Here is a 13024-nt window from a genome sequence, read left to right on the forward strand (position 1 = left end):
GATATTAAATAGAAATAATATTCTGAAAACATAATGCCCACTGGATTAACACCATTGCTCTTAAAATCCATTTTAAACCTCTTAAGTAATTATTTTTAACTTTTTATATATACTCTTTAACCCTATTATACAACAAAACATGGACATTTGTTGACCATGCAATATTTTTTTATTTCTTTTTTAATATTATTTATTTTTTCTATAAGTATAACTTTATCATCAGAATTATAAATACATACCTCACCAGGATTTACCATATTGATGCCAACTTTTATTATTCTTAAAACGCTTTATAAAAAATCAAAAGCCATACAATTTCAACAAAGTGCCTTATCTATTTAAATTCAGCTATAATTACAAAATAAAAAGGTACTTAGCATTTCTATAATCGTAAAAACACTAAATACCTCTTCCCCATTATAAAAACAAGCTTTAGATTACTCGTTAAACTACTTATCTTTTAAAGCTCTCCTCTTTTAGTTTTTCTCTAATCTAAATACCTTACCTTCTTATCCCTACATCTATCCCCTAAATCTTTTCTTCCTGTTATTTTAATTTTTATCTTCCCTCTTCCATGTTAAGCTATCACGCAATACTTTCTCATATTCTTTCATAGTTACAGCTTTAGAGAACAGGAACACTTGTCCTACATCAGAATCCATGCTCTTTAAAAGTTCATACTGCTCCTCTGTTTCTATATCTTCTACTACTACCTCTAAGTTTAAATGTTTCGCCATAACTATAATATCCTTAATTACTAACAGTCCCTTTGAGGATGTACCACCGCTCCCTAAGAACTCTTTATTTAACTTAAGAACATCTATAGGTAAATCCTTAAGTAAATTTAGGGATGAATATCCTGTCCCAAAGTCATCCATTGCAATTCTAAACCCTATCATCTTCATCTTTTCTATTATATATATTAAGTCCTTTGACTTATCTAAAACTACGCTTTCTGTAATCTCTAATTCTATCATCTCTGGATTCACTAAATACTTCTTTGCTATAAATTCTAACTTCTCAGGTATATATCTATCAAACATATGAACCCTAGATAGATTAACAGATACTATAGTTGGGGTTAACCCACACCCTATCCATTCATTTAGTCTCCTACACACCTCTTCAAATACATATAAATCAATTTCCTTTATAAATCCATTATCTTCAAATATAGGTATGAATCTGCTTGCTGGAATAATTCCTTTATGGGGATGCTCCCATCTTATTAATGCTTCCGAACTACAAAGTTTTTTAGTCTTTAAATCATACTTAGGTTGCATATATATTTTAAACTCATCATTTTTTAGAGCATCTTGCATCTCATTAGTAACTTCCTGCTCATACAGCATTTTATTTACAAGCTTCTCATCATAAAATTCCATGGAACTTTTATGACTATTTTTAACTGTCTTACGTGCTAGATTTGCCTTATCTCTTATATCATCTATACTTTCAGAATTGTCCTCTATTACATATACTCCTGTTGACATAACAAATGTTGATACTATTATATCTCCTTGTAGTATTACTCTCTCATACACATCTTTAATCCTTTTAGCTAAGGAACCTTTATCAAAATATCTTATTAGCACTGCAAATTTATCATTATATATTCTAGCAATCCTCTCATCATAGAATAATGATCTACCTATTCTATCTATAATTTGCTTAAGTACCGTGCTTCCTTGCTCATATCCATATAAATCATTAATATCCTTAAATTTATCAATATCAAAAACTAAGTAAGCATATCTTTTATCCTTGGCATTATCTAAGATTTCCTTAACCTCTATAGTCATTTTCCTATAGTTTGCATGCATAGTAATCTCATCTACATATGCAAGTCGCTTAAGATTTAATTTATTCTTCCCATTACTTCTCATTAAATATATAAGAACTCCTATATAACCCACAAGGATTAATATAAAGCTCCAAAAGGCTAAATTAAAAGTACTCATTAACTTCTCCATTACTAAGTTTTTACGTACTACAAAAATCACGTACCAGTCATTAATATATATCGGTGCAAAGCTTACATATCTTTTTCCCTTTTCAATTTCAACTTCAATAACTCCACTTTTTTGGATTTTTACATGATTCTCCATGCCATGTATATCTTCTTCATCATACACGCCAATTGTTCTAGCTCTCATTTCTGAGAATAAATTTTTATATTCCTCATCATCCTTATATGTGGATTTAATTATATAATCACCATTACTCTTAACAACATGAGTATATCCACTTTTTTCAAAAATATTTAAATCTAAGATTCTACTATAATCTTCTATATTATTAGTTGCAAAAATAACTGCTACTATTTCTCCATCTTTATATACAGGAGTTGAATATATTATAATTTCCTTAAAATCTGTTCTATCTACAATACCACCTGAAACATTACTTTTGCCTTGAAGTGCTTCTTTAAAATAATCTCTATCCCCTATATTAACATGATCAACTAGAGTAGTAACTGCGTTACCTTCTAAATCTGATAAGCCCACCTCTTTAAATACACCCATTCTTTTACTTCCATTTATGCTTGCTACAAATCTATTTTGACTTTGATTTCCCTTTGATTCCATAATTTTCGAAGCAACCTCCAATGTCTCCATATCCATCATAATTTGCTTTTTAACTATAGCTGCATTTTCCTTTGCTAGTTCATGTAAAGTTCCTTCCATGTAATCATTCAATGCTCCATTAAAAATATTTATATATATACCAACAATAAGAACAAATATTCCGACAATAATCAATATACAAAAATTTATTAAATTATTAAATTCTTTCTCAGTATAATTAGCTATAACTCCTTTCTTATTAAATTTCCACCATTCTCCTTTACACATATTCCTCATACTCTTTTCTTTGTCTTTGTACTTTAGCCTAATGTTCATTATATCTTCCTCCAAAATAAATTTGTCCTCGTTACATATTTTATAATAATTACGACATTTATCCCACCAATAATGCACTTTTATTTGCCATTCACCCATTTTTGTAAATTTAGTGTATTTTTTTCTTATAAATATGTATTATTTGTATATAACCACTATATTTTCTTACATAATTTATATAATTACAATTAAATTTATGTTAACTTTCACTTTATACTCCCTAATGTAATTACTGTTCTATTTCATAAAAACTGAATTCTATATAAGCATTTTAGATTTCAACTTCTTATTAACTACACCTATGTATTTCTTTATGCTCTCTTTTATAATAACTAAAATCATCTAAGTAATAAAATTCTCTGTTTTAAAATAATAAAACTCTTATAAAGAGTAAAATTCTCTGAGCAAAAATAACTAAAGTCCTATAAACAATAAGACTATATAGTAAAAGCACTAAAAATTCCTCCAAATAACAAAAGCTATGTGTAGTTTGAATTCTACACATAGCTTTTACCTAAAAATCTTATATATCTCTATAGCTCTACTAAGCTCCTCTAAAGCAGTAGTAAAGCCTATAAAATCTAATTTTTCTTTAATTGTAGCATAGTTACCCAGCTCTATGCCCCTACCAGTTAAAACACCCAAAACCTTAGCAAACTTCTCATTCTCATAAAGCTTACCAGAAGTGTTCATCTTCTCCTTACATAAAACCTCCACATCACTTGCAAAGGTTCCATCACTAAAGAATTTAATGTCACATACCCAATGCTTTCTATCCATAGAAGTATTATTGTAAATAGAAGTGAACTTATCCTCATCCCTTCCACTTTCAATGACACCAATATACATTCCCTTCTCCTCTAAAAACTCCACAAAACTCTCTAGAGCCTTAAGATTCATTGAATGCATATTCAATCTAGGATACTCTTTTAACTTTGCATTATACCATAAAGTCGGTTTTAAAACTCTTCCCATGAATAACCTACTCCTATTAAATTACACAGAATATACAAGATACTTCTCAAGTAACTTATTCTCTGTTAAACCAATCTTCAAATTATTATCTTCAAAGTAAAGTAAAGCATTTCTTAGTTCCTCATTAACAATTTCCTTATCAATAACCTTTACAATCTCCTCATAGTTAGATAATAAAATTCTTAAAGCTAAAACCACCTCTGAAGGATTACTTCTTCTATTTTTAATACAATAAGATAACCTATTAATTAGATATTGAGGAGTATTTATAGACTCAATCTTATTACTAGGATAAGCTAAGTGAACCTTCTGTAATCCTAAACAACCCACAATCTTATTATTCTTATCCTTCACCTTACCATAAGTAGTATATAAATAAGGTAAAATACCATGATTTAAATTTGCAGCAACATTAGCATAATACTGAGAAACTATAACAACGTGATCCTTTTCTAAATCAGTTGGTACATCCAATTTATTAACTAATGCAAGATTAGGCATAAAAATCTCTATATCATCATAACTACCTATGGACTTATTAATTGAATTCTCATGTACCTTAAGAGGCTGATCCTGTTTTATAACCTTAACTATGTAGTTATCTTCCCTTAATAAAGTACAATTATTTACGTTATTATTAAACTTAACAGCCGATAAATCAATAATGTTAATATCATTATCAGTTCCATTATACAAATTCATACAAGGCACCCCTTCTTTCTTCACTTTGTATAGCTCACTCCCTTCTTTTTTCTTAGAGAGTCCCCTGAGCTATATATTCATATTATACTACAAGCAGAGTCTATAATTCCATAAAAATACCCTTAAATTCATATGTAGTTAAATATTATGTCCTATAAAATTACAATAAAAAGAAGCCATTATAAAATAGATCCTTTCATAAAGTAAATATACATCAATTTTCTACATATGCCCCTCTCTAGAGTTCATCTCATGTAAAAAGCATAAAAGTAAAGCCCACCTAATGAAAGGTGAGCTACATTATACTTAAAATATATTAATACTATACCCTTTTAAACTTCTTCTTAAGCATACCTAAAACCAAATCCTTAAAATACTTAAACTCTTCACTTCTCCAAAATATAAGTAAGTAGAAAGCATTAATTACAGCTATATTTATAAAACAATTTAAAATAAACATAGGTATACTATTGGCAAGCTTTATACTAGATGTAAGATTGTAAGTTATAAATAGCGGTATTAAAGCTATAAGTAAACCCTTAAAATACATATTAAAATACTCCTTTAAAGGCTTTTTAAATAAATACTTATAAACAATCTTAGGTTTAACCCAACAAATAACAGCAATATTACTTATCACCGTTCCTAATACAACACCAGAAAGTCCTATAAGCTTAACAAAGAATATTGATGCTACTAGGTTAATACCACCCTCAATTAAAGGTGCATATCTATCATAATAATAAAGTCCAGATGCCTCTTGGAATCTCTCAGTAGAAGATCTCATTAAGGTTATATAGAAGTTTATTATAATAAGTATTATAGTAAAAGTATCTAAAACCTGTTTAGGACCAACCCATAAAATAACAAACTGCTTCAAAGTATTAACCAAGGAAATTCCAACAAAGGATGCAATCCAAAAACTTAAAAAGAAAAGCTTCTTATGCACACTATATGCAGCATCCATCTTATCCTCTGCAAGCAAGTTCCCTATACTAGGAGTAATACCAGCTATAGCACTAGATATAACCCCTTGAATTCCTGAGATAACTAAGTTATAGCTATTATAAATACCAACTACAGTTAAATTTAGGAATCCACTTATAACCAAGTTATCAGTACTAAATACCAATATAGAACCTATCTTATGCATAAATAAAGATTTTATATTCTTTAATAACTCTCTTTTCTCAATATTATCTATTCTACCCTTTACATCCTTAAGCCAAGCATACTTCTTATTAATATAAATATTCAATGAAATATAGTATATTAAATTAACTACAATTTGAATGATTATATAAATATAAAAACTTGGATAGAAGGAAAACATTATAACCTGTAATAAACTTATAACAAGCTTAGATGCTGTAACAGCACTAGAAACTATATATCCCTCTTGAGCAACATTAATAATACATAATTTATGAGAAAACATATAACTCATAGCAGTATTAATAAGTATAAGGAAGAAATATAACTTAGCATCTAATAAATTGATTTCCCCTTTTATGAAAAACTGTAAAAAAGGAATCATACATATACCAACTACAAGAACAATAGCACCAATGGTCCTATAAAACTTACCATAATAATCAAGATACCCTTTTACCTTCTCTTTATTATCCTCAGCAAAAGGTTTATATAAGGAGAATACAATGGCAACCCCAATACCAAGCTCCATCAGAGAAAGGTAACTTAATATACTTGAATATAAGCCATTTAATCCATAAAGATCATTACCTAACTTTCTTAAAAACAAACTGGTTATAACAAAATTTAGCAACATATTAACTACATATGTTGACATATTAACCACACTATTAAGCATCGCTTTTTTAGTTCTCATATCACTCTAACCTTCCATAATAATTCTACACCCATAACCGCCCCGAATAAAACTCAGTTCAATCCAATTATGAACCTAAATTATACTATTTTTTGTTCTTCATATTATGTAAACTCGTACTTAAACTATACATGCCATATATAACATGTATCATATTATACTTCAATAAAATCAAAGTAAGCTTCTCACGCTTTTTAAAACTATCAATGTATTGCATTAGATTCTTAACAAAGAAATCCTCTCTAACCTCTTTTATCTTTTCAATAATTGTATTGTAATCTAAATCCTTAGCATAACTAAACATATACTGAATACAAGTAAATACCTTTCTTCCAGCATACAAATCCATATACACTTTATTTTCATCAGATAATACAGGCTTAAGATTATACAGCGCCCTTGCAATTTCTCGACTCATCTCATAAATATTATTATAATATCTACAAGTTAAAGATCCCTCATTAATTCTTAAATAATGATAATAACATTTATCATCAAAAATCACAGAATTACACTGCAATAAATATTGGTAGTTAAATATCTGATCCTCACCCATATTAATATCATGAGCAAATTTAATATTATTTTTATCTATAATATCCTTTAAATATAATTTTCCCCAGCAAGTTTGAATACACTCAACAGGATATCCATTAAAAACATTATGAATCAATGTATCTACAGTCTCAACGTCACCTGGGCCCATGCTTTTTGAAGTACTAATTAATTTATCATCGGTATATATATCCTCAAAATACCCGCCAATGTAAAACTCTGCACCTACCTCTTCAACATACTTCATGGATTTCTCTAAAAAATCAAGTTCTATATAATCATCACTATCTATAAAAGTAAGATACTTACCACTTGCAGCCTTAATACCAGTATTCCTTGCAACACTAACCCCACTGTTCTTTTGAGAAATTACTCTAACTCTTGAATCCTTTTCAACATACTTATTACAAACCTCTAAAGAAGAATCCTTACTACCATCATTAACTAATATAAGTTCAAAATTCTCATATGTTTGCTTAAGAACAGAGTCAATACCTCTACCCAAATACTTTTCTGCATTATATACAGGTATAATTACAGTAATTAATGTATCACTCATAATCTTTCTTTATCCTCTCTACTACATATTTTGTATAAGATTATGTTTTGCTAAAATGCAATATTCTAAACATAAAACATATAACTTATACTAATTTTCACGGTACATTTAAAGCATATTGCATTATATACCAACAAATTATATCATAGTTAATTTTAAAAATCTATAAAAGTAAAGCCCACCTAATCAAAGGTGAGCCACATATTACACAATGTTAATAATAGTCTTATACCGTTAACATTTCAATTGGTTCTTGAGTGCTTTCAACTAACTTAGCAGACTCTTTACTAACTAAAGAACCACCATTTAGTCTAAAAACATCCTTAGCTACAATAGTATCCATTAAAGAATTTACCGCAGCTACTGAAAGGTCTGCCTTAACATCCTTAACCCTTATAGTAACCTTCTTAGTTGCATCATTAATGAAAACCATAACTAAATCCTTACCCATACTAAATACCTCCTCAATAAACTTTAAAGATTACCAGTGACACCTAAGCCACTGGCACATACTAGATCTTAAGCACCTTCAATTATTTCCCAGGCTATTGTGATACCTAAGCCTGCTCTACAAGAGCACTTGTTTCATCCTTTTCAACCCTTACAACCTCTTTGCTCATTACAGCTCCAATAGCCATACCTACTGCATAAATAGCTTCATCCGTTGCATCAGTCTTCACCTTAGAAAACTTAGTACTCTTTAATTTGTCCTTACCATCCTCTGTTCTACCATCTTTGTAAGTAAGAACTAAACCAGCTTCAATCTTTAAATTCTTAATTGCCATGTTATCAACCCCTTTCACAATGTAAATATGTACACATCCAGAAAAGGGGCGGTAATTTAGTAAAGTTTTTTAAAATTATTTAAGAAAGGGGATATGAAGAGTTATATAAACTGCTGTAAACCATTGATATTACTAGCATGGTAATTTACATTTAATTAAAATAGTAGAAAAATAAAAATAGGAAACTAAAACATACGCAAATATGTCTTAATCCCCTCAATTATATAATCTCAGTTGCTTAGGCAACTGGTATCACTATATTTTTAATTTTCTTAAAAATAGTAGCCTTCCCACTTGCGCATGGAATCGGGCTACTATTTTTTTATTCTTTAATCTCTTCAATAAATTCTCTTAAGGCTTCTTCCCAAGGTCTCATTTCATCACCTATTGTTGCTCTTAACATCATATTATCAAGCGCCGAATACTTAGGTCTCTTAGCTAAAGTCTTAAACTCCTCAGAAGTAACAGCATTCACTTTGCAATCTATCTTTGAGTACTCCATTATCTTACAAGCAAAGTCATACCACGAACATCTACCATCGCCTGTGCAATTATATATTCCATACTCCTCAGTTTCAATAAGTTTTAATATATGTAAAGCTAAATCCTTAGTGTAAGTTGGATTGCCGATTTGGTCATCAACAACATTGACCACTCCATTTTCCTTACCTAACCTCATCATAGTATATACAAAATTCTTGCCAACTTTACCATAAACCCAAGCAACCCTAATAATAAAGTGACTTCTGCAAAAATTCCTTACATAGTCATCACCCATAAGCTTAGTCTTGCCATAAACACTAGTAGGACCTGTTATATCATATTCTCTTAAATCCTCTTCACATTCACCATCAAAAATATAATCCGTCGATACATGAACTAACTTAGCACCAACCTTATCACAAGCTATAGCTAAATTCCTAGCACCTAAAGTATTAACTCTAAAAGCTAAATCCTTATTAACTTCACAATCATCTACCTTAGTATAAGCAGCACAATTTATAACAACCTCAGGTCTTTCACTAAGTATGACCTCATTAACTAACTTACTATTTGCTATATCTAATTCCCTTGACCCCATAACCAAAACATCATACTTATCACCAAACCCATTTATCAAAGCAACAAGCTCAGAACCAAGCTGACCATTAGCACCAGTAATTAAAATCCTCATGATAAACTCCTTATAAATGTTATTTAAGATATTGTAACATAAAATAAAAGACGTAATTTATAATAAGTTAAAACTAATTACTAACTACATCTTTTATAATTACATCTTACTATTCTAATATTATATCCATTAAGTATTTTCCATAGCCTGTCTTCATTAAAGGCTTCGCTAACTCTTTCACCTTTTCTGAAGATATCCAACCTTGCTTATAAGATATTTCTTCTAAGCAAGCTATGTAAGTTCCTTGAGTATTTTGAACAGCTTCAACGAAATTTGATGCTTGAAGCATTGAACTATGAGTTCCTGTATCAAGCCATGCCATTCCACGTCCTAGTAAATTAACCTTAAGACTTTTCTCTTCCATGTAAACCTTATTTAAATCAGTAATTTCAAGCTCACCTCTTTCAGATGGCTTAAGTGCTTTAGCCTTTTCAATAACTGTATTATCATAAAAGTATAACCCTGGAACCGCATATTTTGATTTAGGCTGTTCTGGTTTTTCCTCTAATGAAATTACATTTCCATTATCATCAAATTCAACTACCCCAAAAGCATTTGGATTCTGAACATAGTACCCAAAAATGTAAGCTCCATTTTTGATTTCAGCTGCACTCTTTAAGTGATTACTAAAGCTTTGACCCCAGAAAATATTATCTCCTAAGATCATAGCAACATTATCATCGCCTATAAACTTTTCTCCAATTATAAATGCCTCTGCTAATCCATTTGGAGCCTTCTGAACCTCATATTCTATATGTAATCCCAAATCATATCCATCTCCAAACAACTCCTCAAAATGGGGTAAATCTCTCTCTGTTGATATAATTAATATATCCCTTATACCTGCTAGCATTAATACAGACATAGGATAATAAATCATTGGTTTATCATATATAGGAACCATTTGCTTAGACATTGCCTTAGTTACAGGATAAAGTCTTGTCCCTGATCCCCCTGCTAATATAATACCTTTCATATTAGTACCTCTCCATTAATAAAACCTTTCAATTTTATTCTTTTCTTTTTATAATAACTTTTTTTATCATATTTAGTGCTTCTAATATATCTACTTTATAAAAAATAATGTTCATGATAATTAATATACACATATATACACCCATACCTATAATTACATTACTCATATGTGCCGTAATTAAAAAAACACCTGAAACTATTGTTAAATATATAATTTCTTTCTTAGAGGCCTTTAAATATTCAAAATCTTTCATTGAATATACATACCATATTACAAATGAAATAGTAGTTGCAATAGCTATACTAATATTACTCCTATTAATAACAATAGCAATAAAATTAAGTATGGTAGTCATAATTAACATATATACTACTGTTTTAAAATATTTACGTTCTTCTTTTCTAGCCTTATATAAATTCACGTATAGAGCATTGATAATAATAATAAATGGATATCCTACAAATAAAATTGCTATAACACTCAAAGCAGGTTCATACTTACCAATAAATAGTTTTACTATTATTGAAAACACAAAATATGCTGAACTTGATAATGTTCCTAACAACAGCAGTGTATTCTTTAGTTTTTTTACCTTTGCTTTATTTTCATCTTGAGCTAAGTAATTATATAACGTCATTGAAACCGAACTTATCAATACATTGATAAGAGACATCATAGAGATAGCAAAGGAGTAGTATGCAAAATCATTAATATTTAATACTAGCTTTACAAACCATCTATCTATTGCATAAAACATTATGGATGCAAAATTTCCAATCATTATAAATATTCCCACTTTGAAATTATTTAGCAATATTTTTATTTTACCTTGAACCTTTATTCCTTTTAGAAACTTACTAATTTCAATAGATAGAACAATAAATATAATCATATACATAACCGTATTTATTAGTATATATGCATAATATACGTCTGTCTTAAATACGTAAATCAATACCATGTTTCCAACAAAAACTGATATGCTTAAAAAGTTAGTTATTCTAGAATATTTATCAAATCTTCCAGTTGCTTGATACATAAGCTTATGAAAACCTATCATATTTAAAGGTAAAATTGTTATTGCTGTTAATTTTATTATCACACTTTGATTAAAGCATCCAATAACATATATAATTACACAAATAAATATTTGTAAAACCAATAAAAATAAATATTCAAATTTAAATTCTTTTTTATCTATCTTATTCCATTCACACCCACCATATTTTATATACATACCATCTAAAAAACCTAAACACAAAATTCCTACGTATGACAAATAGAAAAAGTATGTTTTTATATTAGCATAGGATTCTATACTTAAATATCTAGGTAGTAATAGATTGTTACCCATGCTTATAATTACATTTATTATATTAGCTATTAAAACTATAAAAATTCCTTTTTTTAAATTCATCTATTTAGCCCTAATTCCTTAATTAATTCATTTAGATTTTCACTATCTAGCTGTTCATATAATTTATCTTTATTCTTCTCAACAAACTCAGGGGTTATAGTACTTAAATCTAACTCAAGAAGCTTAGGTATAAATGCCTTATCTATTCTGTATTTAATAAATTTAGCTGGATTTCCTCCTACTATCGTATAGGGTTCTACATCTTTAGTCACAACACTCCCTGCTGCAATAATGGAACCTTTACCAATCTTCACTCCTGATAAAATTAATGCATTAGTTCCTATCCAAACATCATCTTCCACTAATATAGGCCCCTTACTCCAAGCCTCTGTATTTTCTCTTAGCATCTTAACTTTAAATGGGTATGTAGAAAATGTAGTTATATTATGATTTCCACCTAATATGAACTTAACGCCATTAGCTATAGAAACATAGTTTCCTATAGTTAACCTTTCATTTTCAGAACCCCATATACTTACATTTAGTGAGCCATAACTATGTATCCCAACTTCAACTATATTTTCATCAAATATATTATTTGCTGATGTTCCATTATGTATATTTAATTTTCGCCATTTTTTTTTAAACATATATAGCTTTATAATATTTTTCAAATACATATGATCACTCCTAATCAAATGTTAATTTCTTTTATTTATACATATTATTATAGTAGTTTTGATAATCTCCAGATGTTACATTGTTCATCCATTCCTTATTATCTAAATACCATTTTATAGTCTTTTCAATCCCTACTTCAAAAGTAGTCTCTGGATACCATCCTAGTTCATCTTTTATCTTAGTAGGATCGATTCCATATCTTCTGTCATGGCCTTTTCTGTCTTCAACATATTTTATAAGATTCTCTGTTACTTCCTTATCTACATTTTCATTTAAATAAGAAATAACCTTTTTAACTATTTGAATATTAGTTCTTTCATTATGACCACCTACATTATAAACTTCACCTAATCTGCCACCGTTTATAACCATATCGATTGCCTTACAGTGATCTTCAACATATAGCCAGTCTCTTATATTCATTCCATCCCCATATACTGGTAAGTCCTTATGACTTAAGCAGTTATTAATTAATAATGGTATTAATTTTTCTGGGAATTGATATGGT

General features: G+C 29.0%; 13 protein-coding genes. All 13 read right to left on the minus strand.

Annotated elements, in window-relative coordinates:
* Positions 1–125: 125 nt before the first annotated feature.
* Positions 126–257, minus strand: coding sequence for a hypothetical protein (locus tag BUA48_RS15960; protein ID WP_278336848.1), 132 nt, complete (start codon positions 255–257; stop codon positions 126–128).
* A gap of 294 nt (positions 258–551) precedes the next feature.
* On the minus strand, positions 552–2903 hold the full coding sequence (locus tag BUA48_RS13585) for a bifunctional diguanylate cyclase/phosphodiesterase (protein ID WP_072832607.1): 2352 nt from the start codon (positions 2901–2903) through the stop codon (positions 552–554).
* Positions 2904–3413: 510 nt separating this feature from the next.
* Positions 3414–3878, minus strand: a complete 465-nt coding sequence (locus BUA48_RS13590) for a hypothetical protein (RefSeq protein WP_072832608.1) — start codon at positions 3876–3878, stop codon at positions 3414–3416.
* 21 nt (positions 3879–3899) lie between these two features.
* Positions 3900–4580, minus strand: a complete 681-nt coding sequence (locus BUA48_RS13595; RefSeq protein WP_072832609.1) for a hypothetical protein — start codon at positions 4578–4580, stop codon at positions 3900–3902.
* Positions 4581–4902: 322 nt separating this feature from the next.
* On the minus strand, positions 4903–6429 hold the full coding sequence (locus BUA48_RS13600) for a lipopolysaccharide biosynthesis protein (RefSeq protein ID WP_072832610.1): 1527 nt from the start codon (positions 6427–6429) through the stop codon (positions 4903–4905).
* 85 nt (positions 6430–6514) lie between these two features.
* Positions 6515–7543, minus strand: coding sequence for a glycosyltransferase family 2 protein (locus BUA48_RS13605; protein WP_072832611.1), 1029 nt, complete (start codon positions 7541–7543; stop codon positions 6515–6517).
* A gap of 226 nt (positions 7544–7769) precedes the next feature.
* A complete protein-coding gene (locus BUA48_RS13610; protein ID WP_072832612.1) occupies positions 7770–7994 on the minus strand; it encodes a DUF2922 domain-containing protein in 225 nt (74 codons plus the stop codon).
* Between the two features lie 106 nt (positions 7995–8100).
* Positions 8101–8328 carry a DUF1659 domain-containing protein gene (locus tag BUA48_RS13615; RefSeq protein ID WP_072832613.1) on the minus strand — a complete coding sequence of 76 codons (228 nt, stop codon included), beginning with the start codon at positions 8326–8328 and terminating at the stop codon, positions 8101–8103.
* Between the two features lie 322 nt (positions 8329–8650).
* On the minus strand, positions 8651–9502 hold the full coding sequence (gene rfbD / locus BUA48_RS13620) for a dTDP-4-dehydrorhamnose reductase (protein ID WP_072832614.1): 852 nt from the start codon (positions 9500–9502) through the stop codon (positions 8651–8653).
* A 109-nt stretch (positions 9503–9611) separates the two neighbouring features.
* Entirely contained in the window at positions 9612–10478 is an 867-nt protein-coding gene (rfbA, locus tag BUA48_RS13625; RefSeq protein ID WP_072832615.1) for a glucose-1-phosphate thymidylyltransferase RfbA, read from the minus strand.
* A gap of 34 nt (positions 10479–10512) precedes the next feature.
* Complete coding sequence (locus BUA48_RS13630) at positions 10513–11895, minus strand: MATE family efflux transporter (RefSeq protein ID WP_072832616.1); 1383 nt, start codon at positions 11893–11895, stop codon at positions 10513–10515.
* A complete protein-coding gene (locus tag BUA48_RS13635; protein ID WP_072832617.1) occupies positions 11892–12515 on the minus strand; it encodes a CatB-related O-acetyltransferase in 624 nt (207 codons plus the stop codon). The genes BUA48_RS13630 and BUA48_RS13635 overlap by 4 nt, the downstream gene beginning before the upstream one ends.
* Positions 12516–12546: 31 nt before the next feature.
* A partial coding sequence (locus BUA48_RS13640; protein WP_143147727.1) for a dTDP-glucose 4,6-dehydratase occupies positions 12547–13024 on the minus strand: 478 nt, incomplete at its 5' end.

The organism is Clostridium collagenovorans DSM 3089, assembly GCF_900130005.1.
Classification (GTDB): Bacteria; Bacillota; Clostridia; order Clostridiales; family Clostridiaceae; genus Clostridium_D; species Clostridium_D collagenovorans.